22 protein-coding genes and 1 pseudogene are annotated in these 25695 nt (G+C 64.6%); 9 read left to right on the forward strand and 14 right to left on the reverse strand.

From position 1 onward, the window contains the following. The first annotated feature begins 184 nt into the window (after positions 1-184). Complete coding sequence (locus tag BTN82_RS03075) at positions 185-2551, forward strand: autotransporter domain-containing protein (RefSeq protein WP_075117714.1); 2367 nt, start codon at positions 185-187, stop codon at positions 2549-2551. A 55-nt stretch (positions 2552-2606) separates the two neighbouring features. Here BTN82_RS03075 and BTN82_RS03080 read toward each other — a convergent pair whose 3' ends face one another. Beyond that, positions 2607-4277, reverse strand: coding sequence for a ShlB/FhaC/HecB family hemolysin secretion/activation protein (locus BTN82_RS03080; RefSeq protein WP_075117715.1), 1671 nt, complete (start codon positions 4275-4277; stop codon positions 2607-2609). Between the two features lie 198 nt (positions 4278-4475). Then, positions 4476-6182, reverse strand: a complete 1707-nt coding sequence (locus tag BTN82_RS03085) for a collagen-like triple helix repeat-containing protein (protein WP_075117716.1) — start codon at positions 6180-6182, stop codon at positions 4476-4478. Between the two features lie 370 nt (positions 6183-6552). On the opposite strand from BTN82_RS03085, the gene BTN82_RS03090 reads away from it, so the two are divergent. Further along, positions 6553-7002, forward strand: coding sequence for a DMT family transporter (locus BTN82_RS03090; RefSeq protein ID WP_075117717.1), 450 nt, complete (start codon positions 6553-6555; stop codon positions 7000-7002). A 6-nt stretch (positions 7003-7008) separates the two neighbouring features. Here BTN82_RS03090 and BTN82_RS03095 read toward each other — a convergent pair whose 3' ends face one another. Together BTN82_RS03095 and BTN82_RS03100 are read right to left on the reverse strand one after the other, a co-directional pair. Beyond that, complete coding sequence (locus BTN82_RS03095) at positions 7009-7863, reverse strand: MaoC family dehydratase (protein ID WP_075117718.1); 855 nt, start codon at positions 7861-7863, stop codon at positions 7009-7011. 2 nt (positions 7864-7865) lie between these two features. Continuing rightward, positions 7866-9218: a 3-oxoacyl-ACP reductase gene (locus tag BTN82_RS03100; protein WP_075117719.1), complete on the reverse strand. Its 1353-nt coding sequence runs from the start codon at positions 9216-9218 to the stop codon at positions 7866-7868. Between the two features lie 119 nt (positions 9219-9337). Here BTN82_RS03100 and BTN82_RS03105 point away from each other — a divergent pair, with 119 nt between their 5' ends. After that, positions 9338-10615 (forward strand): acetyl-CoA C-acetyltransferase, encoded by a 1278-nt coding sequence (locus BTN82_RS03105; RefSeq protein WP_075117720.1) that lies wholly within the window; start codon positions 9338-9340, stop codon positions 10613-10615. An 82-nt stretch (positions 10616-10697) separates the two neighbouring features. On the opposite strand, the gene BTN82_RS31775 is transcribed toward BTN82_RS03105, so the two are convergent. From BTN82_RS31775 to BTN82_RS30850, 3 genes and pseudogenes are all read right to left on the reverse strand, one after another. Further along, the gene (locus tag BTN82_RS31775) at positions 10698-11465 is read right to left on the reverse strand and encodes a methyl-accepting chemotaxis protein (protein WP_410002786.1); all 768 of its coding nucleotides are present in this window, start codon (positions 11463-11465) and stop codon (positions 10698-10700) included. Positions 11466-11555: 90 nt separating this feature from the next. After that, positions 11556-12644, reverse strand: a pseudogene (locus tag BTN82_RS31780) (cache domain-containing protein); the annotation flags it as partial. Further along, on the reverse strand, positions 12641-12994 hold the full coding sequence (locus tag BTN82_RS30850) for a hypothetical protein (protein WP_148169448.1): 354 nt from the start codon (positions 12992-12994) through the stop codon (positions 12641-12643). The pseudogene BTN82_RS31780 and the gene BTN82_RS30850, both read right to left, overlap by 4 nt. Before the next feature lie 98 nt (positions 12995-13092). On the opposite strand from BTN82_RS30850, the gene BTN82_RS03115 reads away from it, so the two are divergent. Continuing rightward, positions 13093-13989, forward strand: coding sequence for a PA4780 family RIO1-like protein kinase (locus tag BTN82_RS03115; RefSeq protein ID WP_075117722.1), 897 nt, complete (start codon positions 13093-13095; stop codon positions 13987-13989). A gap of 157 nt (positions 13990-14146) precedes the next feature. Here the strand turns inward: BTN82_RS03115 and cueR are convergent, their stop codons facing one another. The 3 genes from cueR to BTN82_RS03130 all read right to left on the reverse strand — a co-directional run bounded on the left by cueR (position 14147) and on the right by BTN82_RS03130 (position 17473). After that, on the reverse strand, positions 14147-14557 hold the full coding sequence (gene cueR / locus BTN82_RS03120) for a Cu(I)-responsive transcriptional regulator (RefSeq protein WP_075117723.1): 411 nt from the start codon (positions 14555-14557) through the stop codon (positions 14147-14149). Beyond that, entirely contained in the window at positions 14554-16950 is a 2397-nt protein-coding gene (locus BTN82_RS03125) for a heavy metal translocating P-type ATPase (protein ID WP_075117724.1), read from the reverse strand. Before BTN82_RS03125 ends, cueR begins: the two co-directional genes overlap by 4 nt. A gap of 139 nt (positions 16951-17089) precedes the next feature. Continuing rightward, on the reverse strand, positions 17090-17473 hold the full coding sequence (locus tag BTN82_RS03130) for a hypothetical protein (protein ID WP_075117725.1): 384 nt from the start codon (positions 17471-17473) through the stop codon (positions 17090-17092). A gap of 147 nt (positions 17474-17620) precedes the next feature. On the opposite strand from BTN82_RS03130, the gene BTN82_RS03135 reads away from it, so the two are divergent. Further along, entirely contained in the window at positions 17621-17818 is a 198-nt protein-coding gene (locus BTN82_RS03135) for a heavy-metal-associated domain-containing protein (RefSeq protein WP_075117726.1), read from the forward strand. Positions 17819-17926: 108 nt separating this feature from the next. Then, positions 17927-19123 (forward strand): multidrug effflux MFS transporter, encoded by a 1197-nt coding sequence (locus BTN82_RS03140; protein ID WP_075117727.1) that lies wholly within the window; start codon positions 17927-17929, stop codon positions 19121-19123. Here the strand turns inward: BTN82_RS03140 and BTN82_RS03145 are convergent, their stop codons facing one another. The 3 genes from BTN82_RS03145 to BTN82_RS03155 form a co-directional block, all read right to left on the reverse strand. After that, positions 19124-19303 (reverse strand): hypothetical protein, encoded by a 180-nt coding sequence (locus tag BTN82_RS03145; RefSeq protein WP_075117728.1) that lies wholly within the window; start codon positions 19301-19303, stop codon positions 19124-19126. 144 nt (positions 19304-19447) lie between these two features. Beyond that, positions 19448-20461, reverse strand: coding sequence for a zinc-binding alcohol dehydrogenase family protein (locus BTN82_RS03150; RefSeq protein ID WP_075117729.1), 1014 nt, complete (start codon positions 20459-20461; stop codon positions 19448-19450). A gap of 31 nt (positions 20462-20492) precedes the next feature. Continuing rightward, positions 20493-20786 carry a putative quinol monooxygenase gene (locus BTN82_RS03155; protein WP_075117730.1) on the reverse strand — a complete coding sequence of 98 codons (294 nt, stop codon included), beginning with the start codon at positions 20784-20786 and terminating at the stop codon, positions 20493-20495. A gap of 120 nt (positions 20787-20906) precedes the next feature. On the opposite strand from BTN82_RS03155, the gene BTN82_RS03160 reads away from it, so the two are divergent. After that, positions 20907-21836, forward strand: coding sequence for a LysR family transcriptional regulator (locus BTN82_RS03160; RefSeq protein WP_075117731.1), 930 nt, complete (start codon positions 20907-20909; stop codon positions 21834-21836). Between the two features lie 108 nt (positions 21837-21944). Then, a complete protein-coding gene (locus BTN82_RS03165; RefSeq protein ID WP_075117732.1) occupies positions 21945-23321 on the forward strand; it encodes an MFS transporter in 1377 nt (458 codons plus the stop codon). 97 nt (positions 23322-23418) lie between these two features. Here the strand turns inward: BTN82_RS03165 and BTN82_RS03170 are convergent, their stop codons facing one another. After that, on the reverse strand, positions 23419-24372 hold the full coding sequence (locus BTN82_RS03170; RefSeq protein WP_075117733.1) for an adenosine deaminase: 954 nt from the start codon (positions 24370-24372) through the stop codon (positions 23419-23421). Between the two features lie 207 nt (positions 24373-24579). Here BTN82_RS03170 and BTN82_RS03175 point away from each other — a divergent pair, with 207 nt between their 5' ends. Then, positions 24580-25671, forward strand: coding sequence for a calcium:proton antiporter (locus BTN82_RS03175; protein ID WP_075117734.1), 1092 nt, complete (start codon positions 24580-24582; stop codon positions 25669-25671). Positions 25672-25695: the final 24 nt, after the last annotated feature.

Genomic DNA, 25695 nt, shown 5'->3' on the forward strand with positions numbered 1-25695 from the left:
TCCTGCCTGCTCGTTGCCTGGTTTTTTGGCGCCGTCGGTTTGACTTTTTGATGGTGTCATAATGATGGCTACTGTAAATTGCCTGCCGCTTGTTTCGGCATCGTGCCGATCAGCCGGCAGCGATGCCTGAAAGCGTCGGCACGCCTGCTGAAACCCGTCGTCGAGTTTCTGGAAGGGATACCCATTGAATACTTCATACCTGCGCCGTTCGTGGCTGGCGCTGTCTGTGGCTGCTGCTGTCACCCATGCTCCGTCCTCGATCGCCGCCGACCTGAACTACGACCTCGGCGGCGGGACGTTGAGCAGTACGTTGCAGACCTTCGACAAGGTGCTGCTGAGCGGGACGTCGCAGAACACTGGGGCTGATTTCAGAGGGCTGACGGTGCAAGGCGGTTTTATCAATGAGGGCGCGATCAACCTCAGCAGCGGTTCGACCCTGGCCGGGTTGTTGTTCTCCTCCCAGGCGTCGACCGCCGCGACCGCGTCGACCTTTACCGGTGACTTCATCAACCGGGGTTCGATCAAGATCGAAGGCCTGGACGAGTCCGTGATTCCGGCCGGCATTCTGCACGCCAGTAGCCGGATCGGCGGCAACCTGACCAACGAAGGCCACATTTCCGTGGCGGGCACCGGCGCCGTGGGTGTGGATCTCTATCAGTCGACCATCGCCGGCCAACTGCTCAACAGAGGAACGATCGCGGTCGAGGGGACTGACGCCTATGGGCTGCTGGCGTTCTCCTCCCGGACGGTTATCGACAACAGCGGCACTATCACCGCTCGCGGGCAAGGCTCCAAGGGGCTTGAGATCGAGAACGCCCTCTCCAGCCGCCTCGACAACAGCGGCACGATTTCGGCCGATGGCATCGGCGTGCACCTGATCAGCTTCGCCAGCGGTAACCCGCTGTTCTCCATCACGCAGACCGCCGGCCTGATCGAAGGCACGACGGCGGCGATCCAGGCAGACCAGAAAAACGCCTATTTCTACTGGCACGGCGGCGCGGTCAAAGGCGACCTGCTCGGACTTTCCGGGGTGCTGGTCAGGAACGATGTGGCCTTCGACGGTTCGACCATTCGGGCCGGGTATGTGGATATCGACGGCGGTCGCCTGACCCTGTTGCGCCCGCAAACCACCCTCGACGGCGAGCTCGACCTGGACTCTTCTTCCGCCATCCTGCGCCTGCTCCTGGACAACTCGACCCATCCGACGACGCCGATCCTCAAGGTCACGGGCCTCACCTATTTCAGCGAAGGCAGCCAGATCGAACTGGCGGCGCGTTCCAACGACTTCCGCACCTCCGCCGACGGCACGCGATACACCCTGATCAACAGCGCAAGCTGGGAGAACCCCGAGAACGTGAACGTGGTGTCGTCTTCGGCGCTGCTGGAAGTGAAAAGCTTCGGCATCGAAGGCAATGACTTGAAGGCTTTGGTCAGCACCAAGAACGCCGCGGTCGTCGAGGAAAACATCATCAAGGCCGACGGTTCGCAAAACGCGGCGAACGCGATCAAGCCGCTCTCGAGCACGCTGATGGCACGGCTCGATGAACGCGACCCGGTGTTCCGCTCGTTTGCCGGCGCCGCCTCGGATACCGAGCTGGCCAGGCTTTCCGAGGCCCTGAGCCCGGATGTCAGCCGCGGGGTGATTCAGGCCGCGACCAATGGCCAGACCCTGGTCAATAGCGTCATCAACAACCGCTCCAGCAGCGCTCGCAATGGCTTGTCTTCGGGGGATGCACTGGCCGAGAAGGGGGTGTGGCTCCAGGCGTTGTCCAGCGACGCCGACCAGGACCGGCGCAAGGGTGTCGACGGTTACGACGCCAACAGCCACGGCATCGCCGTCGGTGCCGATGGCAAGCTCAATGCCGACACCACGCTGGGCCTGGCCTACAGCTACCTGGACACGGACGTGAAGTCTTCCAGCGGCAACAAGACCGATGTCTCCGGCCACGCCCTGACCTTGTATGGCGACTGGACCCACGACAACTTCTTTGTCGACGCCTCGTTGATGTACGGCTGGAATGACAACGAATCCAAGCGCTACGTCGCCGGTACCCGGGCCAAGGGCGACTACGACAGTGAAATGTTCGGCGTCAATGCGTTGGCCGGCTACACCCTGCATCTTGCTCGGAACGTGCTGCTCGAACCGCAGATCGGTGCCCGCTATGCCAACGTGGCGATTGACGCGTACCGGGAGAAAGGCAGCTCGGCGGCATTGAATGTTGCCAGCCAGCGCTACGAAGTGGGCGAGATGGGCGTCGGCGCGCGTCTTGCCGCTGCCTTCGATCTGGGCCAGGGCAGCCTGGAGCCGGAAGCCAGGGTCATGGCCTGGCACGACTTCATCGGCGACAGGTCCGGCACCACGTCGACCTTTGTCCTGGGCGGTACGCCGTTCACCACCAGCGGCGCGTCGCCGGTACGCGATAGCTACGAAACGAGCCTGGGCGCGACCTATCGCGTGGGAGCCTGGAGCGTTGGCGGTTCGTATGCCTACGTGACTCGCACGGACTTTTCCGCCGACACCTTCACCGCCAAGGTGCGCTACGACTTCTGAGTCGTCGCCGGAATAAAACGACCCGCCTTCGAGCGGGTCGTTTGGTCTGTGGGGGCTACAACTGGTAACTGAAGCTCAGGGTGTAGCGCGGGCGTCGGTTGTAGGTGTCCAGGGCTTCATCCGACATCGGTTTGGCCGCCTCCAGGGAGACGTTGTAGTACTTGGCATCGCCAAAGCGCAGGCCGAGGGCGGCCGATGACAGGTCGTTGCCCTTGACCGGCAGCTCGTTGAACCAGGTGCGCGAGCGGTCCAGCACCACATACGGCTGGAGGATGCGCAACCAGCGGCCGTCGCGGTTGAAGCTGTAGTTCACCTCATAGGCCACGCCCCAGCCTTTGTCGCCCGACGCTTGATCGTCGGGGTAGCCGCGGCCGAAGTTCTGCCCGCCGAACACCGCGCGCTCGCTGTCGGGCAGGTTGTCGCTGGTCCAGTACAGGGCGGCCGAGAGGACGCCTTGCCAGTTGTCGAAGAACTTGTCGCTCTGCACGCCGGACAGGCGCGCGCGGAAGAAGTCCAGGTCGTACAGGGTGTTGTTGGTCTTCGCGCCCATGGCGTCGAGGCCCTGGTACACCCCGGCACTGAGAATCCGCAGCTGTCGGGCATTGGCCTTGCGCCATTCGCCCTCGAAGGCCAGGGCGCGGATGTCGGTTTTATCGTCGAAGCTGAGCGGATAGCCCAGCACCTGATAGCGGGTTTTGTCGTTGACCGCGTACAGGCGCGACCCCAGGGTCAGGATCTCGTTCGGCGCGGCGATCAGCGGGTGGCTCAGGCCGATGGAGTAACGGTCGTTTTCCCGATGCCGCTTGAGCTCGATACCGTTGTCCAGTTGCACGTTGCTCGCCGGATCGGCGCGGTACCGCGTGCCGTACAGGCTCAGTTGGGTGCCCTCGGCGTTGAGGAACTGGCTGTAGTCCAGGCGGTAGTAATGCTCATGGTCGTCCCCGGGCGGGAACAGGCCGCTGAGGGTGACTTGCTCGCCCATGGAGGTTTGCGAATTGCTGCTCGCCGACAGCAGCGCCTGCAGGCCGTTGCGGTTGTCGTCGGTGGTGTTGAGGCTGGTGGTGAAGGGTTTGCGGCTGGCCTGGGCAATCAGGTAGGACGCGCCGTCGGTGGTTCCCGGCGGCGGTACCTGGGCTTGCACGGTGACCCCGGGAATACGGCTCATCAGGGTGGTGTAGTGCTCGAAGGTCTTGCGGGTCAGCGGCCGTTCGGCCTTGAGTTTTTCCACCAGCTTTTCGAGGTAGGCCGAGACCGGGCCGATATCGCCCTGCAGTTGGTAGCCCTTGATGTAACCCTCCACCAGCACCACGCGCACCGTACCCTGCTCGAAGTTCTGCTGTGGCAGGAAGGCATAGGACAGCAGGTAACCGTCCTGCTGGTAGCGGCGAGTGATTTCCCGGGTGGCTTCGATCAATTGCCCCAGGGTGCTTTCATGGCCGATCAGCGGCTGGTAGACCGCCGCCAGCTCGCTCAGGGGGTAGAGGGTCCCGCCTTCGATCTGTACCGTGCTGACGTTGATCCGGGTGCTCATCATCAGCGGCTGGGCCTGGGGCGCCGCGGGCACGGCCAGTTTTGGCGCGGGTGTCGTGGGGCGATAGGCATCGACCGGTAGGTTGGGTGTTGGCAGGTTGCGGATGGTTTCGTTGCTATTGAGAAAGGTGGGAAGGTTTTCAGCCTGGACGTACGAGCAAAGGGACAATAACAGCAAGGGGGCCAAAGCGCGCATAGGACACTCCATGGTCAAGTCGCAGCACTGCGGGAGAGACTTGAACTGGCGGTGCTCGTCAGGGTCTTGGCCTTGATCGAGGACTGCCACCGTCATACTCCGGACAAGAAAAAGACGAGAGACTCAATCGAATCCCTCGTCTCCAACCAAGCGTAGGCGCTGTAGGTAGGGCCGTCGAATCGGCCAGGTGCAAAACTGTTATTTGTTGCCGCCCAGTGCGCCGGTCAGGCCGCCGAGGACACCGCCCAGGCCTCCAGTGGTGCCAGTACCAGTGCCGCTCCCGGTTCCGGTGGTGGTACCGCCGGTGACCAGGCCACCCACCGCGCCGACGGTAGCCCCCACGGTGCCGACAGTCTGGCCGACTGCGGCGACCACTGGGTTGGGAGCGCTGGCGGCGATGGTGCTGCCTGCCCCGCTGACGGTGGCGCCGACCTGGCCGAGCAAGCCTGCGACGGGAGCACCGGCACCCGTTGTGCTACCGGCTTGTTGGGTGAGGCCCGAGACGGCGCTGGTGACCGGGTTCAATGCTGCGCCAACCGTGGCGCCGACACCGGCCAGCGGCGCAGTGGCGGCGACGTTGGCGACACCTGTACCGCCCAGGGCACCGCCGACCGAGGCCACGACGTTGCCGGCCGAGGCACCGCTCACCCCGGCGGCGCTGACCACGCCGTTGGTGTTACCAGCGTTCAAGCCGTTGCCCAGGTTGACCACGGCGCCGCCGACGGTTTCCAGCAGGCCGGTGCCGCCAAGGGATCCGCCACCGGTGCCCGGTGCGGCGGTGGTCAGCCCATCGACCTTGCCAACGGTGGTGGCGACGTTGCCCAGGGCGCTGCCCAGGGTATTGGTCAGCGGGTTGCCGTTGCCGGCGGCGGTGACTTTATCGCCCAGTCCGTCGACAGTCGTTGCGACCTTGCCCACCAGTCCGTTGACTGGCGCGCTCAGGCCGGTGGCGCTGGCCACCTTACCGGTCAGGCCTTCGGTCAGGGTCACCACCGGCACCAGGACGTTGTTGCCGACCCCGTTGCTCAGCGCGCCCAGTGGGCCGCTGCCGGTGACGGTGTTCAGGGTATTGCCCAGCATGGTGACCTTGTCGCCGACGCCGTCGAGGACCGGAGCCACTTTGGTGACCACTCCGCCGACCAGGGGAATGCTGCTGGTCGCGGTACTCAGCTTGCCGCTGAGGTCCGAAACGCCGCCGCCGACATCGCTTACCACGTTGCCGACTATGGCGGTGGTCTTGGTCACGGCCTGAGGATCGCTGCCCAGTTTGCCGAGGCCATTGGTCAGGCCGCCGCCCACGCTGTCGACCACATTGCCAGTGGTGTTCACCGCGCTCTGCACCACGCCGCCGACCACCGGAACCGGGGCCAGGGTGTTGCCGATGCTGCTGACGCCGTCGCCAATGCCACTGACGGTGGTGCCGAGGCTAGACACTATGCTCGAGGTGGTAAGTGGAGTCGTCGTGCCGCCCGTGCCGCCGCCGGTCCCACCGCCAGTACCACCGCCTGTGCCACCGCCGGTCCCACCGCCAGTACCACCGCCGGTCCCGCCAGTGCCACCACCAGTTCCGCCAGTACCGCCGCCGGTACCGCCAGTGCCACCGCCCGTTCCGCCAGTACCGCCGCCGGTGCCGCCCGTGCCACCGCCTGTTCCGCCAGTACCGCCGCCAGTACCGCCAGTGCCACCGCCCGTTCCGCCAGTGCCGCCACCGGTGCCGCCAGTACCTCCGCCGCTACCATCGCCAGAACCGCCACTGGCACCGCCGTCGGCGCCTGCTGCGCTGTCAGGCGAAGAACTGCTGGGGCTGCTCTTGTGGCCGCCACCGCCGCTGCTGCAACCGGCCAGGCCGAGGGCCAGGATCAGGGCTAACGCTGTGCTTGTTTTCAACCAGACTTGAGTTTTCATGAGAGGAATTCCTTGCACCTGTTACAACGTTTTTTTGTTTTCGATAACTCCCCAGTTCTGTCGCTGGAGATGTTTCGTCCGTTGCAGCTATAAAAGGCTCAAGGGTTCTTTCTCGCCATTCTCAACTTGGTATTAACAACTTATATATCGGCGGTTTTTACCCCGCGCAGGGACTAATACAAAAGGTGTGACGAGTACTTTTTTATTTTTAAATTCATTGTGGATCAGTGGGTTGTGTTTTTGTGTTGTCGGGCGATCGAAAGGTTTAACGAAAGTTATATATATACAATTAATGGTTTTTAATTTCGCCATGGGTTTGGCGTCAACTTATCTTATAATCCGCGCCCTGACTCTTCCTCTGGAGAACTATATGCCTGCCCCTGTCTGGTGGCTGTTGTGCGTGCCGGTGGTTGCCGGCGCTTTTCTACCCCTGCAAGCGGGCATCAACGGCCAATTGGCCAAGCAGGTTTCCAGCGTGCTGGCGGCGGCGCTGATCTCGTTTTTCGTCGGTACCCTGGCCCTGCTGATCCTGGCCCTGGCACAGCGGGAAGTGCCCAGTCTGAGCGCCTTGAAAGGCCTGACCTGGTGGCACTGGAGTGGCGGCCTGCTCGGGGCGTTTTTCATCGCCACGGCGGCCTTCGCCGGGCCGCGGATCGGCGCGATGCTGTTCATGGCCCTGGTGCTTGCCGGCCAGTTGGGCATGGCCATGACGCTGGACCATTTCGGCTGGGCCGGATTTCGCGAGGCACCGATCAGCCTCGGCAAGGTGGCCGGGCTGATACTGGTCCTGGTGGGAGTGGTGCTGATTCGTCGCGGTTGAAACGGTTCAGGCCAGCGGTCGCCAATACCCGCTCATATGTTCCAGGTCGCCCGTGCCAACCAGGCGCAGATCGCCGCTCGAACCCGCGGCGCTTGTCAGCAGGCGCACCTCGCTGGGCAGGCGCAGCGGTTTCTTGAAGTCCACGGCGATCTCGACGTTGGCCGCCGGCAAATGCTCGTTCAACGCTGCCAGGGCTCGCGCCTTGTTCCATAACCCGTGGGCGATGGCCTGGGGGAAACCGAACAGCCGGGCACTCATGGCGCTCAGGTGAATCGGGTTGTAGTCACCGGACACCCGGGCGTAACGCCGGCCGATGTCGGCGGGGGCTTGCCAGCGCGTCAGCTCACTGAGGCTGGCCTCGTTCGGGAGGTCTTCGGCAGGCGTCTCGCCCGACAGTTTCACGCCCCGACAGAGCATCCGGCTTTGCGCCTCCCACAGGGGGCCGAGGGCGTCGTCGACACTGGTCAACAGGTCGAAAACCGCCCCTTTGGCATGGGGTTGCAGGTTGTCCACGCGTACTCCGATGCTCAATTCGCCAACCCCGCCCATGGGCCGCAGCACGCGAATCCGGTTGGCCAGATGGACCAGCCCCAGCAGCGGAAAGGGAAAGTCCTTGCCGGTCAGCAGTTGCATCTGCAAGGCGAACGCCAGCACATGGGGATAGGTCGGCGGCAGCAGGCCGTTCTCGATAAAACCACAGACCTGGCGATAGGCCGCAAGCCGCTCCGTTTGCACCCTGACCTGGCTCCGCAGTCCGTCCCGAGGCAATTCGGTGCCGGTGATCTTGCGTCGGGTCGCGGCCTTCCAGTACAGCGCCGCCAGGTTGGGCGGGGTATCCAGTCGATGCCAGTGCAGGCTCATGTTCAAGCTCCCAATACGCTTTGTCCGCAGACCCGCAGGGCTTGCCCGCTGACCGCGCCGCTGCCCGGCTGGCCGAGCCAGGCCACGGCTTCGGCGACGTCCTGCGGCAGGCCGCCTTGGCCCAGCGAACTCATGCGGCGTCCGGCTTCGCGCAAGGCGAACGGAATATGCGCGGTCATCTGGGTTTCGATAAAACCCGGGGCCACGGCGTTGATGCTGATGCCGCGCGCCTGCAACCGCGGCGCCCAGGCCTGGGCCAGGCCAATCAGCCCGGCCTTGCTCGCCGCGTAGTTGGTCTGCCCGCGATTGCCGGCGATACCGCTGATGGACGCCAGCAGGATCACTCGGCCGTTGTCGTGCAGGGTGCCGCTGTCCAGCAACGCCTGGGTCAGCACTTGCGGGGCATCGAGGTTGACTGCCAGCACCGCGTCCCAGAACTCCGGGGTCATGTTGGCCAGGGTCTTGTCGCGGGTGATCCCGGCGTTGTGCACGACGATATCGATGCCGTCCGGCAATTGCTCCACCAGTCGGGTCGCGGCATCGTCGGCGCAGATATCCAGGGTGATGGCATGACCGCCCAGGCGTGCGGCCAGGGCATCGAGATCGGTCTTGGCCGGGGGGACGTCCAGCAGTACCACCTGGGCGCCATCGCGGGCCAGGGTCTCGGCGATCGCCGCGCCAATGCCGCGCGCCGCGCCGGTGACCAGGGCCCGCGCGCCGGCCAGCGGCCGGGTCCAGTCCCGGACCTCGGCGGCACAGGGGTTCAAGCGGATCACCTGGCCGGAAATGTAAGCGCTCTTGGGCGAGAGGAAAAAACGCAGCGCGCCTTCCAGCTGGTTTTCCGCGCCTTCGCCGACATACAGCAATTGCAGGGTGGCGCCGCCGCGCAGCTCCTTGGCCAGGGAACGGCTGAAGCCTTCGAGGGCGCGCTGGGCGCTGGCGGCGAATGGATCGTCGAGGGTTTCCGGGGCTCGGCCGAGAATCACCAGGTGTGCGCTGGGTTCGAGGTTCTTCATCAGCGGCTGGAAAAATTCGCGCAACTGTTTGAGCTCGTCGGTGCGCAGGAGGTCGCTGGCGTCGAACACCACGGCCTTGAGCCTGGGGCCGTGGCCGGGAATCCAGGCGGTGGCCAGGCTCGGGTCGGTGGCGTAGCCGTAGATGCTTTCGGTCAGCCGCGGGGCAATGGCGGCCACGTGTTGGGTCAGCAGGCCGCCGCCGATCAACAGCGCCCCTTCCACCGGACGCATGCGCCCGGCCTGCCAGCGCTCCAGGCGTACCGGCGACGGCAGGCCAAGGGCGCCCACCAGGCGGTGGCCGATGGGCGAGTTGGCGAAGTCGATGTAACGGTCTGACATGGAACGCTCTCCAATAACCGGGGTTCAAAGTGTGGACCACATAGATCCTTTGCTCGTTCGATCCGTGCGATACAACCTACGCTTGTCGTTTGTGCCACTCACAGAATAGGGAGCTTTCCATGACTCAGCTGCGTCGTGTTGCGATTATCGGCGGCAACCGCATCCCCTTTGCCCGCTCCAACGGGCCTTACGCCACGGCGAGCAACCAGGAGATGCTCACCGCGGCGCTGGAGGGGCTGATCGAACGTTACCGCCTGCACGGCCTGCGCATGGGCGAAGTGGCCGCTGGCGCGGTGCTCAAGCATTCCCGGGATTTCAACCTGACTCGCGAATGCGTGCTGGGCTCGCGGCTGTCGCCGACCACCCCGGCCTACGATATCCAGCAAGCCTGCGGCACGGGCCTGGAGGCGGCGCTGCTGGTGGCCAACAAGATCGCCCTGGGGCAGATCGAATGCGGCATCGCCGGTGGCGTCGATACCACCTCCGACGCACCGATCGGGGTCAACGAAGGGTTGCGCAAGATCCTGTTGCAGGCCAACCGCGGCAAGAGCCTGGGCGACAAGCTCAAGGCCTTCCTGGCATTGCGCTCCGGCCATCTCAAGCCGGAGTTGCCGCGCAACGGCGAGCCGCGCACCGGTTTGTCCATGGGCCAGCACTGCGAACTGATGGCCCAGGCCTGGAATATTCCTCGCGCCGAACAGGACCAGCTGGCGCTGGAGAGCCACCGGAAAATGGCCGCCGCCTATGCCGAGGGCTGGCACGACGATCTGCTGACGCCGTTCCTCGGCCTCAGCCGCGACAACAACCTGCGCCCGGACCTGACCCTGGAAAAACTGGCGTCCCTCAAGCCGGTGTTCGAGCGCAGCGACAAAGGCACCCTGACCGCGGGCAACTCCACGCCGCTGACCGACGGCGCGTCCCTGGTGCTGCTGGGCAGCGAAGAGTGGGCGAAGGAACGCGGTTTGCCGATCCTCGCTTACCTGCGCGACGGCGAAGCGGCGGCGGTGGATTTCGTCAACGGCGCGGAAGGCCTGCTGATGGCGCCGGTCTACGCGGTACCGCGCTTGCTGGCGCGCAACGGCCTGACCCTGCAGGACTTCGATTACTACGAAATCCACGAGGCGTTCGCCGCGCAGGTGCTGTGCACCTTGAAGGCCTGGGAGGATGCGGACTACTGCAAGACCCGCCTGGGCCTGGACGCGCCCCTGGGCGCCATCGACCGCAGCCGGCTGAATGTCAAAGGCAGCTCGCTGGCGGCCGGGCACCCGTTCGCCGCCACCGGCGGGCGCATCGTCGCCAATCTGGCGAAGCTGCTGGAGGTGGCGGGGCAGGGGCGCGGGTTGATTTCGATCTGCGCCGCCGGCGGCCAGGGCGTGACGGCGATTGTCGAGCGCTGAGGTGTTTGGGCTGTGACGATTGCATCGCGAGCAAGCTCGCTCCTACAAGGATCTGTAGGAGCGAGCTTGCTCGCGATCGAGGTCAGGTCTTGAAGCGCCGCACCAGGGCGTCGAGTTCGTTGGACAAGCCCACCAGGCTTTGCGAATCCAGGCGCGCCGAATTCGCCAGTTCCGCCACTAGTTGCGCGTCGCCATGGATCTGGCTGATGTGCCGGTTGATGTCTTCGGCCACCTGATGCTGCTCTTCGGCGGCGGTGGCGATCTGGGTGTTCATGTCGCGGATCACGTCCACCGACTCGCGGATCTGGCCGAAGCTTTCGCGCGCCAGGCCGATGCGGTTCACCGAGTCCTGGGAAACCTCCAGGCTGGCGTGCATCTGTTGGGTCACGGCGCTGGTGCGTTTGGCCAGGTTGCCCAACAGGCTGTCGATCTCGGCAGTGGAGTCGGCGGTGCGTTTGGCCAGGGCGCGGACTTCGTCGGCCACCACGGCGAAACCGCGGCCCTGCTCGCCGGCACGGGCGGCTTCGATGGCCGCGTTGAGCGCCAGCAGGTTGGTCTGCTCGGCGATGGAGCGGATGGTGCCGAGAATCGACTGGATGTCGTTGCTGTCGCGTTCCAGTTGTTGCATCGACTGCGCCGACTGTTCGATTTCCTGGCTCAACTGGTCGACGCTGTGCACCGCGGCATCGATCTGTTGCTGGCCTTCGCGGGCCTGGCGCTGGCCGCTGTCGGCCGACTCGGCGGCCTGGCTGCAGGAGCGCGCGACTTCGTTGGCGGTGGCGACCATCTCGTGGAAGGCGGTCGAGACCATGTCCACGGCTTCGCGCTGGCGCCCGGCGGCTTCGGCCATGTCGTTGGACACCTGGGTCGAGCTGTGGGAGGTGGCCAGGATGCCGTGCGCCGCCTGGCCGATGTTCTGGATCAGGTTGCGGATGGCGGCCAGGAACTGGTTGAACCAGTTGGCCAGTTGCGCGGTTTCGTCGCGGCCGCGGATGTCCAGGTTGCGGGTCAGGTCGCCTTCGCCCTGGGCGATGCCTTCCAGGCCGCTGGCCACGCCGCGGATCGGGCGCACGATCAGGCTGGCGAAACTGGCCCCGACCACCGCGAAGACCAGCGCCAGGACGCCGGCGATGATCGCCACCAGCCAGGTCAGCTGGGTCGCCGAACTCATCACTTCGCTCTGCTTGATCAGGCCGATGAAGGTCCAGCCCAATTGCTCCGATGGCCAGACATTGGCCATGTAGCGCTCGCCGTTGAGTTCCACTTCCACCAGGCCCTTGCCGGCCTTGGCCAGTTGCGCATACCCCTCGCCGAGGCTGCCCAGGGCCTTGAAGTTGTGCTCCGGCTGTTTCGGGTCGACCAGCACCGTGCCGCTGTTTTCCAGGAGCATCAGGTAGCCGGACTCGCCCAGCTTGATCTGTTTGACGATTTCGGTGAGCTGCTTGAGGGTCACGTCGATGCTGACCACGCCGCCGGGGTTGCCCAGCTTGTTGGCGACGGTGCGCACGGTGCTGACATAGGTCGCGTCGTCCGTGGCCCAGTAGTAGGCCGCGGTGCGGATCGGCTTGCCCGGGTTGGCCATGGCGGTCTTGTACCAGGGGCGTTGGCGCGGGTCGTAGTTGTTCAGTTTGGGGTCGTCCGGCCACGACACATAACCGCCGGCGTTGGTGCCGACGATCGCATAGGCGTAGGCCGGGTGGCTGGTGCCCAGGCGTTCGAGCAGGGCGAACACCGCCTTGTCCATGTCGCCCTGGGGAATCTGCTCGGCATTGGCGCTGCCGTAGTTTTTCAGGCTGTCGTCGGTGTTGGCGATCAGCGGCTGGGAGGCCAGGTAGTCGACGTTCTGGCTGATGCCGTCGAAGAAGATCTGCATGGCATTGCTGACCTGGCGGATCTCGCGAGCGCTGCTGTCGACGAAGGCGTCCTTGGCATCGCTGCGCAGATTGAGGACCACGAGGGTGGCGACCAGCACCACCGGCAAGCAGGCGACGATTGCAAACGCCCAGGTCAGTTTCTGTTTGATGTTCATTCGCGCTCCAGTTTTTTCTTGTATGCCCACGATGTGCGAATGATTCGCGGATTGGCGGCAGCCTTGGAATCTTGCGTTGGCGTGGCGCCCTTTTTGGCCGGGTGCCGGGTAAACCCTTGGGGTGCCGATTTCTTGCGGGTTGTCGAACAAGCTCCTTGGGTTCTGATAACGTCGGCCGTCGAAATGGAAAATTGAGGGCCGGGAACAAGAAAAAACAGTGGCTGGAAAAGGCCCGTTTTTCGACTTCTGTTCGGGCAGCGATGGCCTTTGCCGGCGGGTACCCGGCGATGAAACGGGTCGCTCGGGCGTGTCGGCATGCCGTAGCGATCTGGCACATTGAGTGCATCCATGCGGTCGTAGGTCGGTAACCTCTCCCCGTGGTGCGAGGATTGCCGTATAACGAGTGACATTCGCGTGTTTGGTAATAAAGGACCCCTGATAAAAGCTGATGAAGACTCCAAAACGCATTGAACCCCTGATCGAGGACGGTCTGGTCGACGAGGTGCTGCGCCCACTCATGAGTGGTAAAGAAGCAGCTGTTTATGTGGTGCGCTGCGGCAACCAATTGCGTTGCGCCAAGGTTTACAAGGAGGCGAACAAACGAAGTTTTCGTCAGGCGGCCGAGTATCAGGAGGGCCGCAAGGTGCGCAACAGCCGTCAGGCGCGCGCGATGGCCAAGGGGTCCAAGTTCGGCCGCAAGGAGGCCGAGGACGCCTGGCAGAACGCCGAGGTCGCGGCCCTGTTCCGGCTGGCCAATGCCGGCGTGCGGGTGCCCAAGCCGTTCGACTTCCTCGAAGGCGTGCTGCTGATGGAGTTGGTGGCGGACGAGTACGGCGATGCCGCGCCGCGCCTGAACGATGTGGTGCTGGAGCCGGAGCAGGCGCGCGAGTATCACGCCTTCCTGATTTCCCAGATTGTGCTGATGCTGTGTACCGGTCTGGTGCACGGTGACCTGTCCGAGTTCAACGTGTTGCTGGGCCCCGACGGCCCGGTGATCATCGACCTGCCCCAGGCGGTGGATGCGGCGGGCAACAACCATGCCTTCAATATGCTGGAGCGGGATGTCGGCAACATGGCGTCCTACTTCGGGCGGTTTGCCCCGGAGCTCAAGCGCACGCGCTACGCCAAGGAAATGTGGGCGCTGTACGAAGCCGGTACCTTGCATCCGGGCAGCGTATTGACCGGCGAGTTCGACGACCCGGAAGAACAGGCGGATGTCGGCGGCGTGCTGCGCGAGATCGAGGCCGCGCGTCGCGACGAGGAGCGTCGCCAGGCCATGCGGCTGGCCGACGATGCGCCACCGGGCAAATCAGAGGAACCGCCGCCTCCGCCCTGGATGCAGTGATTCTCGGGCACAAAAAATCCGGCCAAGGCCGGATTTTTTTGTGCCCGAGAATCACGTAGCTGCTGCCGAAGGCTGCGATAAGGTCCGCAGGACCTTCAGAGGCCCTCAAGAGCAACGCCCCTTCGGGTCGATCACAGCCTGCGGCAGCGGCTACAGGTCATGCGCGTCTTTCGCAGCAGCCACCCGAAGCCAGGTCCTTGAGGATCGGGCAATCCGGGCGGTGGTCGCCGTTGCAGTGCTGCACCAGGTCTTGCAGGGTGTCGCGCAGCCCGGCCAACTCGGCGATCTTGCGGTTGAGCTCGTCGATGTGCTGGCGGGCCAGGGCCTTGACGTCGGCACTGGCGCGCTGGCGGTCCTGCCACAGGGTCAGCAGCTTGCCCACTTCCTCCAGGGAAAACCCCAGGTCCCGCGAGCGCTTGATAAAGGCCAGGCTGTGCAGGTCGTCGTCGCCGTACAGGCGATAACCGCTGTCGCTGCGATGGGCCGGCCTGAGCAGGCCGATGGACTCGTAGTAGCGGATCATCTTGGCGCTCAGGCCGCTCTTGCGGGCCGCTTGGCCGATGTTCATCGCGCGTCCTCCAGGTCTTTGGGTTTCCAAGTTTTCAACAGTAGCGCATTGCTCACCACGCTGACGCTGGACAAGGCCATGGCCGCCCCGGCCAGTACCGGGTTGAGCAGGCCGAACGCCGCCAGCGGGATACCGATGAGGTTGTAGACGAAGGCCCAGAACAGGTTTTGGCGGATCTTCGCGTAGGTCTTGCGGCTGATCTCCAGGGCGGCCGGCACCAGTCGCGGGTCGCCGCGCATCAGGGTGATCCCCGCGGCATGCATCGCCACGTCGGTGCCTCCGCCCATGGCGATGCCGATGTCGGCGGCGGCCAGGGCCGGGGCGTCGTTGATACCGTCGCCGACCATCGCCACCACGCCGGTCTTTTTCAGTTCGGCGACGGTGGCGGCCTTGTCGGCGGGTAGCACTTCGGCGTGCACGTCGGTAATGCCCAGGGCCTCGGCGACCACTTTGGCGCTGCCGCGGTTGTCGCCGGTCAGCAGATGGCTACCGATGTGTCGCGCGCTCAGTTGCTGTACCGCTTGCAGCGCGCCGGGCTTGAGGGTGTCGCCGAAAGCGAACAGGCCGAGCACTCGCGATTGCGGTTGTTGTTCAATCAGCCAGGACAGGGTGCGGCCCTCGGTTTCCCAGGCTTGGGCCGAGGCCGCCAGGTCGCCGGCGTGCAGGCCGCTTTCTTCCAGCAGGCGCCGGTTGCCCAGGGCCAGCTGGCGTCCGTCGAGGGTGCCGGCGATGCCGCGGCCGGTCAGGGACTGGCTGGCGCTGACGTCGGCCACCGCCAGTTGGCGTTCGGCGCAGCGGTCGAGCACGGCCTTGGCCAGCGGGTGTTCGCTGCCGCGTTGCAGGGCGCCGGCCAGTTGCAGCAGGCGGTCCTCGTCGCCGTCGACAGCATGCAGGTGAGCGATGCGTGGCGTGCCGGACGTCAGGGTGCCGGTCTTGTCGAAGACCACGGTGCTGACTTCATGGGCGCGCTCCAGGGCTTCGGCGTCCTTGATCAGGATGCCGTGGCGGGCGGCGACGCCGGTGCCGGCCATGATCGCGGTCGGCGTGGCCAGCCCCAGGGCGCAGGGACAGGCGATGACCAGCACCGCGACCGCATTGATCAGCGCGGTTTCCAGCGGGGCGCCATACAGCCACCAGCCGACCAGTGTCGCCAGGGCCAGCAGCAGGACCGCCGGGACGAATACCTGGCTGACCCGGTCCACCAGTTTCTGGATCGGCGCCTTGCCGGCCTGGGCGTCCTCCACCAGGCGGATAATCCGCGCCAGCACGGTTTCCGCGCCGAGGGCCAGGGTTTTCACCAGCAGCCGGCCTTCGCCGTTGATGGCGCCGCCGGTGACCGGGTCGCCGGGCTGTTTCGGCACCGGCAGGCTTTCACCGCTGATCAGGGCTTCGTCGGCATGGCTCTGGCCCTCGACCACCTCGCCGTCCACCGGGAAGCGTTCGCCGGGCTTGACCAGCACCAGGTCGTTCAGGCGCAGGGCGCTGATCGCCACTTCCTGCTCGCGGCCGTCGATGACCTGGATCGCCCGTTCCGGGCGCAAGGCTTCCAGGGCGCGGATGGCGCTGGCGGTCTGGCGTTTGGCGCGGCTTTCCAGGTATTTGCCCAGCAGCACCAGGGCGATCACCACCGCCGAAGCCTCGAAATACAGGTGCGGCATGCTGCCGGCGGGGGCAATGGCCCACTGGTAGAGACTCAAGCCATAACCGGCGCTGGTGCCCAGGGCCACCAGCAGGTCCATGTTGCCGGCGCCGGCGCGCACGGCCTTCCAGGCGGCCACATAAAAGCGCGCACCGAAGATGAATTGCACTGGCGTGGCCAGGGCGAACTGCGCCCAGGCCGGCAGCATCCAGTGCAGGCCAAAGGGCTGTACCAGCATCGGCAGGACCAGCGGCAGGGCCAGCAGGATCGCCGCCAGCAGCGACCAGCGTTCGCGCCGCAGGCGTTGTTCCTGGTCGTTGGTTTCGGGACGATCGGCCTGCCACAGGCTGGCGGAGTAGCCGGCCTTGCTGACCGCGGCGATCAGGCTGGCGCTATCGACCTGGCCCAGCAGATCGAGGTGCGCGCGTTCGTTGGCCAGGTTGACGCTGACCCGGCTGACCCCCGGCACTTTGGCCAGCGCGCGTTCTACGCGGCCGGCACACGAGGCACAGGTCATGCCGCCGATATTCAGCTCGACGCTGTGGGCCGGCACGCTATAGCCGGCATCCTGCACCGCGGCCATCAGCGCCGGCAGGCTGTCGCTGGGCGCCTGGACGCGGGCCTGTTCGGTGGCGAGGTTGACGCTGACGGCTGCGGCGCCCGCCACTTTGCTCAATGCGCGCTCTACGCGTCCGGCACAGCTGGCGCAGGTCATGCCGGCAATCGGCAGGTCGAAGGTGGTTGATTCAGACATCACTGACGCTCCCTGTAAACGTTGTCTACAGGATCAACCTTGCCATGCTGGCAAGGTCAAGCGCCACGGATAAGGCTGCTTCAATCTGTCGCTGGCAATCAATCGCAGGCGCGATCCCGGCCTTTTTCTACAGCGCGCTTCAGTATTCCAGGGACGCGGGCTTGAGGTACATGCCGGAGGGGGTCATGGCGATGCGGAACTTCAGTACGTCGCCGGCCTTGAGCGTGATGTCCTGGGAACCCGGCGCGAGCATGCCCGGGTTGCAGCCCGGCATCTGCCCCGGCAACAGTTTCAGGCGCAGCGAAACTTTGCCCGGCGGCAGATTGAAGGACGTGGCTTGCTCCTGGAACAGCCGGCCTGCCAGTTGGTCCTGGATATACAGGCCGATTTCGCAGGAGGTGGCGACTTCCAGCCGTTCCCGGGAAATGATCAGGACGCCGTAGTCCTCGCCGGCGGCGTTGACCGAAGGGGAGGCCGCGATCAGGCCGAGGAGGCCGAACAGGCTGATAACCGACCAGCGCATGGCTGAATCTCCTAGTGTCGTGTCGTTGGAGGTGAAGCTTGGCCGAGCGCGCTGCCGATTGCCAGCCCGGCAGACGAATCCGGAACTTGACCTTGCCATGGTGGAAAGGTCGAGACTGGCGCCAACCCTCACTACAGGAGAAGCGTCATGCAAGTATTCAATGTCGAAGGTATGTCCTGCGGTCACTGCGTCCGGGCCATCACCCAGGCGGTGCAGAACAAGGATCCGGCGGCCAGCGTCAAGGTCGATCTCGGCGCCCGGGAAGTCGGTGTCGAAAGCCGCCTGTCCGCCGACGAGGTGATCAGCCTGATCAGCGAAGAAGGTTATGCGGTCAAGCTGGCCTGAGCGTCTGTTGCCAAGCCTTTTTAATAGTTAGCGACCTATCAGAATGTTCAAGGCCTCCAAGCGCGGCTAGACTGTCGGGCTGCCGACCGACCCGCACCTGGATGCCTGATGAACCTTCGCACAATCCTGATTCTTGGCGCCTTGAGCGCTTTCGGCCCGTTGGCCATCGACTTCTATCTGCCGGCATTCCCGGCGATGGCGCTGGCCTTCGGCACCGATGAAAAACACGTCCAGTTGACCCTGGCGGCCTACTTCCTCGGCCTGTCCATCGGTCAGTTGGCCTACGGCCCGGTGGCCGACCGTTTCGGCCGGCGCATTCCGCTGCTGACCGGGGTCGGGCTGTTCACCGTGGCGTCGCTGGGATGTGCCTATGCGCCGAACCTGGAGTGGCTGATCGCGGCACGGTTCGTCCAGGCGCTGGGCGGGTGCGCCGGCATGGTGATTTCCCGGGCGGTGGTCAGCGACAAGTGCGACGCGGTGGGTTCGGCCAAGGTGTTTTCCCAACTGATGCTGGTCATGGGCCTGGCGCCGATCCTGGCACCGATGCTCGGCGGCCTGCTGGTGAACGTCTACGGCTGGCAGTCGATCTTCATCATGCTGACCTTGTTCAGTGCCTTGGCCGGCCTGGCGGTAGCGCTGGGGTTGCCGGAAAGTCTGCCGGACCATGTGCCGCGCCAGCCGCTCTCCGGGGCCTTGCGTCAGTACGCGCGATTGCTGGCTGACCGGGTGTTTCTCGGCCATGCCCTGACCGGGGGCATCGCCATCGCCGGGATGTTTGCCTACATCGCCGGTTCACCTTTCGTCTTCATCAAGCTCTACGGCGTGCCGGCCGAACACTTCGGCTGGTTCTTCGGGATCAATGCCGGGGGCTTCATCCTGGTCGCGCAGATCAACGCGCGGTTGCTGGCCAAGCGCGGCCCGGCGTTCCTGCTGACCCGCACGGTATGGATCTACCTGCTGGCCGGCCTGGCCCTGCTGGCCGTGAGCTCGCTGCGTCCGGAACAGCTCTGGCCGTTGCTGGTGCCGCTGTTCGTTTGTATCGCCAGCCTGGGCTGCATCATTCCCAATGCGTCGGCGTGCGCCATGAACGGTCAGGGCGCGCGGGCGGGCAGTGCCTCGGCGATGCTCGGCTGCCTGCAGTTCAGCGTGGCGGCCGGCGCCGCGGCGCTGGTGGGTGTGTTGCACGATGGCAGCGCCGTGCCGATGGCCATGGTCATCAGCCTGTGTGGGGTCCTGGTGGTGACGCTGGCGATGGTCACCCGGAAATTGCAGAACGCCAGGGCGCTGCAAGCCGCTCGGCTGTAATCAGCCAGCGGCGCGCTGCTGGATTTCGGGGTATCGGTGGGGGGCGTGCAGACGTGCTTCCAGCGTATTGGCGAAGGCTCGGGCTTCGGCCTCGCTGCGGAAGGTCACCGCGTGCTGGTCGAGTTGAACCTGCCACAGAGGGCCTTTGGATTTTGCCAATTCTTTTATCAGGATCTTCATTGCTGACCTCCTCGGGTAAAAGACTGCAGTGCAAAGGCCCCCAGTGTAGACCCGAATACGGTCACAAGTATGACAAGGATCAACTGTCGGACTGACGGCATCCCGCCCCGCTGAGGCGCAGGCGGGACGCCATCTACCGGTGCCTCAGAAGCCCTCGAGCACGATCTTGCCTTTGGCCTTGCCGCTTTCCAGCAACGCGTGGGCGCGGCGCAGATTGGCCGCGTTGATCGTGCCGAAATGCTCGCCCAGCGTGGTCTTCAGGGTGCCGGCGTCGATCAGCCCGGCGACGCGATTGAGCAGGTTGTGCTGCTCCTGCATGTCTGGGGTCTCGAACAGCGAGCGGGTGTACATGAACTCCCAGTGCAGTGACAGGCTCTTGCGCTTGAGCTTGGTCACGTCGAGGGTTTTGGGATCGTCGATCAGCGCCAGCTTGCCTTGCGGCGCGAGCGCCTCGACCAGCTCGTCCAGGTGCACATCGGTCTGGGTCAGGCTGGCCACATGGGTGACGCTGGCCTGGCCGGCGTTCTTCAGTTCCTGGCTCAGGGGCTGGCTGTGGTCGATCACCAGGCTGGCGCCCAGCTCACGGGCCCAGCTGCGGGTTTCGGCGCGCGAGGCGGTGCCGATGACCTTGAGGCCGGTGAGCTGGCTGGCCAGTTGGGTGAGGATCGAACCCACGCCGCCGGCCGCGCCGACGATCAACAGGCTCTGCCCTGCATCGGCCCGGCCTTCGCTGATTTGCAGGCGCTCGAACAGCAGTTCCCAGGCGGTGATCGCGGTCAGCGGCAGGGCGGCGGCTTCGGCGAAACCCAGGCTCTTGGGCATATGGCCGACGATGCGCTCGTCCACCACATGCCGTTCGCTGTTGGCGCCGGCGCGGGCAATCGAGCCGGCGTAGAACACCTTGTCGCCAACCTTGAACAGACTGACGTCGCTGCCCACGGCCTTGACCACCCCGGCCACGTCCCAGCCCAGCACCTTGGCAGCGCCGCCTTCAGGCTGGACGTTCTGGCGGACCTTGGTGTCCACCGGGTTGACCGAGATGGCCTTGACCTCGACCAGCAGGTCGCGGGGGCCGGCGACCGGCTCGGGCAGTTCGATGTCTTGCAGGGACTTGGGATCGTCGATCGGCAAGGAGGCGTAGTAGGCAATGGCTTTCATAGTGGGTATTCCTGATGAGCGTAGGGAGAGGTCAGTCGATCAGCAGCAGGCGCTTGAGCTCGAAGTGTTCGATCGCGTCCTGGGTCCGGCTGAGAAAATTCTGGAAATGCGGCGTCGCGTTGTGAAACGCCAGGGCCGCTTCGTCGTCCCAGCGCTCCAGCACATAGAAGGTGCCTTGAACCTCGGCGTCCTGGTGCAGGTTGTAGTACTGGCAACCGGTTTCTTCGCGGCTCGGTTGCACCAGGGCAGTGAGTTCGCGCTGGAGCACGGCCTGCTGGCCGGGCTTGGCGACAAGGGTGGCGATGGCGGTAAAGGCTTGCGACATGGAGAGTTCCTTCAGGGCTGGCAGGACGATGAGGCGATCATTGGCTATTTCCAGTGCAGATAAAACCGGCTAAAAGAGCAGTCTCTTTCAATATTTTTTTGATAATGGCCGGTGAAACCCATGCTGCGATTCGATGACCTGCAGTTGTTCGTGCGCGCCGCCGACCTGGGTAGCCTGTCCGCCGCGGCGCGGGTCATGGACCTGTCGGCGGCGGTGGCGAGTGCCGCGCTCAAGCGTATCGAGCAGCAGTTGGGCGCGCGCTTGCTGGCGCGCTCGACCCGCAGCCTGCGCCTGACCGCCGAGGGCGAGGGCTTTCTCGAATACGCCCGGGCCGCCTTGGGCAACCTGGAGGAAGGCCGGCGCTTGCTGGCCAGCGGACAGGATCAGGTCAGTGGCGTTTTGCAGTTGTCCGCGCCTTCGGACCTGGGGCGCAATCTGTTGCTGCCCTGGCTCGATCAGTTCCAGCAGGAGCACCCCAGGCTGACCGTGCGCCTGTTGCTGGGCGACCGCATCGCCGATCTGTTTCGCCAGCCGGTGGACATCGCCCTGCGTTACGGCGAACCGGAAGACTCCAGCCTGGTGGCCTTGCCGGTCGCCGCGCAGAACCGCCGGGTGCTGGTGGCCGCGCCCGACTACCTGGCCCGCCACGGCGAGCCGCGTCAGCTGGAGCAACTGGCGCAGCACAATTGCCTGCTCTACATGCTCGGCAGCCGGGTCCACGACCACTGGAGTTTTCATGACGGCAAGCGCGAGGTCGGCCTGACGGTCAGTGGCGACCGCTTCAGCGACGATGCCGACGTGGTGCGCCTGTGGGCCGTGGCTGGGCGGGGCATCGCCTACAAGTCCTGGCTCGACGTATCCGCCGATGTGCTGGCCGGACGGCTCAAGGTGCTGATGCCCGAACTGCTCTGCGAGCGGGCACCGCTGAACCTGTTGTGCGCCCATCGGGCGCAGTTGAGCAAACCGGTGAAGTTGCTGCGGGACATGCTCCAGGCGCGTTGCGCCGAAATCCTCGCGCGCTTCCCGCGCCAGCTCCCCACGGATCGCTGACGCCAGCCCCGGCGTCGCTGCCGGGTGCGGGCAGGTCGTATCCAGCACTGAGCGGCGGCGTCGATCTTGCACACTCGATTGCAGACCATTCAATCGAGGGGACGGGGCATGGCAACTCAGGGATACAGTGCGGCAGAGCGGCTGGAACGCCTGCCCATCAGCGGTTATCACCGGGTCATTTTCATCATCATCGCCCTGGCGTTTTTCTTCGACTCCATGGACCTGGCGATGATGACTTTCCTGCTCGGCTCGATCAAAGCCGAATTCGGCCTGAGCACGGCCCAGGCCGGCTTGTTGGCCAGCTCGAGCTTCTTCGGCATGGTGCTCGGCGCATCGCTGTCGGGCATGCTCGCCGACCGCTTCGGGCGCAAGCCGGTGTTCCAGTGGAGCATCGTGCTCTGGGGCATCGCCAGCTACCTGTGCTCCACGGCGCAGACGGTGGACAGCCTGACCCTGTTCCGGGTCCTGCTGGGGATCGGCATGGGCATGGAGTTTCCCATTGCCCAGTCGATGCTCTCGGAGATGATCCCGGCCAAGCGGCGCGGGCGCTACATCGCCTTGATGGACGGTTTCTGGCCCCTGGGTTTCGTTGCCGCGGGCGTACTCTCGTACTTCCTGCTGCCGCTGATCGGCTGGCGCGACATCTTCCTGGTCCTGGCGATCCCGGCGGTGTTCGTCTTGGCGATCCGTTTCTTCATTCCCGAGTCGCCACGCTGGCTGGAACAGGCGGGGCGGTATGCCGAGGCCGACCAGGTACTGCGGCGGATCGAGGACAAGGTTCGCGCCTCCTTGCAACGCACGGATCTGCCGGAGCCGGTGCGCTTGCCGCGAGTGGAGAGCGCGCCGGGGCATTTCTTCTCGGCCTTGCGCCAGATCTGGTCGCCGCTCTACCGCCAGCGCACGATGATGATCTGGAGCGTATGGTTCTTTGCCTTGCTGGGCTTTTATGGCCTGACCTCCTGGCTCAGCGCCTTGTTGCAGCAGTCGGGTTTTGCCGTGACCCAGTCGGTGTATTACACGGTGCTGATTTCCCTGGGCGGGATCCCCGGTTTCCTCATGGCCGCCTGGCTGGTGGAGCGCTGGGGCCGCAAGCCGGTGTGCGTGATCACCTTACTGGGCGGCGGGATCATGGCGTTTTTCTACGGGCAGAGCGCGGTGTTCGGCGGCAACGTCGGGCTGTTGATCGGCACCGGCCTGCTGATGCAGTTTTTCCTCTTCGGCATGTGGGCGGTGCTCTACACCTATACACCCGAGTTGTACCCGACCTCGGCACGGGCCACCGGCTCCGGGTTTGCTTCGGCGGTGGGGCGCATCGGTTCGTTGCTCGGGCCGCTGGTGACTGGCTTGGTGTTCCCGATGACCGGGCAGGGCGGGGTGTTCGCCTTGGGCGCGCTGTGTTTCGCGGTCGCCGCGGGCGTGGTCTGGCTGTTCGGGATGGAGACCCGGGGCAAGACGCTGGAGGAGTTGAGCGAGGCCGAGGCCTGACTGTCGCCGCGGCTAAAGGTCTATCGCGAGCAAGCTCGCTCCTACAATGATCGTGTCGTTCGCATGACCTGTAGGAGCGAGCTTGCTCGCGATGCTTTTACGGCTTGACCAACCGCGCGTCCAGGCTGTTCTGCGCCAGGCGTCTGGCCTGGTCCTGGGTCATGCCCAGGTGGGTGTGCAGGGCGTGGAAGTTCTCGGTGACGTAGCCGCCGAAGTAGGCCGGATCGTCGGAGTTCACTGTGACCTTCACCCCGCGCTCGAGCATTTCCAGGATGTTGTGCTGCGACATGTGGTCGAACACGCAGAGCTTGGTGTTCGACAGCGGGCACACGGTCAGCGGGATCTGCTTGTCGATGATGCGCTGCATCAGCCGTTCGTCCTCGAAGGCGCGTACGCCATGGTCGATACGCTGGATCTTCAGCAGGTCCAGGGCTTCCCAGATGTACTCAGGCGGGCCTTCTTCGCCGGCGTGGGCGACGGTGAGGAAACCTTCGCTGCGGGCCCGGTCGAACACGCGCTGGAACTTGCTCGGCGGGTGACCCATTTCCGAACTGTCCAGGCCGACCGCGACAAAGGCTTCGCGGAACGGCAGCGCCTGGTCGAGGGTTTTCTGCGCTTCGTCTTCGCTCAAGTGGCGCAGGAAACTGAGGATCAGGCCGCTGCTGATGCCCAGTTGCTGTTCGCCGTCTTTGAGCGCGCTAGCGATGCCGTTGAGCACCACTTCGAAGGGAATGCCACGATCGGTGTGGGTCTGCGGATCGAAGAACGGCTCGGTGTGGATGACGTTCTGCTCTTTGCAACGCAGCAGGTAGGCCCAGGTCAGGTCGTAGAAGTCCTGGGACGTGCGCAGTACGTCCGCGCCCTGGTAGTACAGGTCGAGGAACTCTTGCAGGTTGTTGAAGGCGTAGGCCTTGCGCAGGGTTTCCACATCGCTCCACGGCAGGGCGATCTTGTTGCGTTCGGCCAGGGCGAACAGCAGTTCGGGCTCCAGGGAACCTTCGAGGTGCAGGTGCAGCTCGGCCTTGGGCAAGGCATTCAGCCAGTCGTACATGGTTCGTTCTCATCAGGATCAGTGGCGGCATTCTAGCGGTTGGCGCGCAAATATTCGGCAAAACCTGACCAGCCGACGCGGCGCGAGGTTTTCTGTCCGCAACGATCGGCGACCCTTGGGTGCACTAAGGTGTAACGAAACGTTAGTGACTCCAGGCAGTCTTTAGCTCATCTGTTTCTGCTCGATTCATTGGTTCAAAGGACTGCGATGTTCACTTCACTCAAGCAAGAAGGCTTTCTGTTATTGGCGCTGCTCGCGGCGCTGGTGGCCTACCCGTTGGAACATGCGCTGCTCAACAGCGGACAAGGCGTGGCCCTGATTGCCGGGTTGGTGCTGATCGGCTTTATCGTCGCCGCCTCGATGCGCGTCGCCCACCATGCCGAACTGCTGGCGGAGAAGGTCGGCGATCCCTACGGCACCATGATCCTGACCCTGGCCGCGGTCCTGGTGGAGGTGGTGATCCTGGCGATCATGATGAGCAACGAGGCGTCGCCGACCCTGGTACGTGACACCATCTACTCGGCGGTGATGCTCGATATCAACGGCATCCTCGGCCTGGCCGCGCTGATGGGAGGGATCAAGCATGGCGAGCAGGCCTACAACGACGATTCGGCCCGTTCCTACAGCGTGATGATCCTCACCGCGATGGGCGTGTCGATGGTGGTGCCGGAGTTCATTCCGGAGTCGAAATGGAAGCTGTATTCGGCCTTCACCATTGGCGCGATGGTGCTGTTGTACACCTTGTTCCTGCGCATGCAGGTCGGGGCCCATAGTTACTTTTTCAGTTATAGCTACCCGGAAAAGCGCCGCAAGAAAGAACCGACGGCAGACGAGCCGGCGCCTGTCAGCCTGGCATTCTCCATCGCCACCCTGGTGTTCGGCGTGGTGCTGATCGGTGCGCTGGCGGAAGTGATGTCCAAGACCCTGGACCTGGGGTTGGAAGGGACGGGGGCACCGCCGGTGATCACGGCGATCCTGGTGGCAGCGATTTCCGCGGCGCCGGAGATCCTCACTGCCTTGCGTGCGGCGTTGGCCAATCGCATGCAGTCGGTGGTCAATATTGCGCTGGGCGCGTCGCTGTCGACGGTGATCCTGACGGTGCCGGTGATGGAAGCCATGGCGCTCTACACCGGGCAGCCGTTCCAGATGGCCATGACGCCGGTGCAGACGGTGATGGTCTTCATCACCCTGATCGTCAGCGCGATCAACCTCAACGACGGCGAGACCAATGCCATCGAAGGCATGACCCACTTCGTGCTGTTTGCCACCTTCATCATGTTGTCGCTGTTGGGGCTCTGAAGCGTATCGCGAGCAGGCTCGCTC

This window comes from Pseudomonas chlororaphis (assembly GCF_001921865.1).
In the GTDB taxonomy this organism is placed as follows: domain Bacteria; phylum Pseudomonadota; class Gammaproteobacteria; order Pseudomonadales; family Pseudomonadaceae; genus Aquipseudomonas; species Aquipseudomonas chlororaphis_D.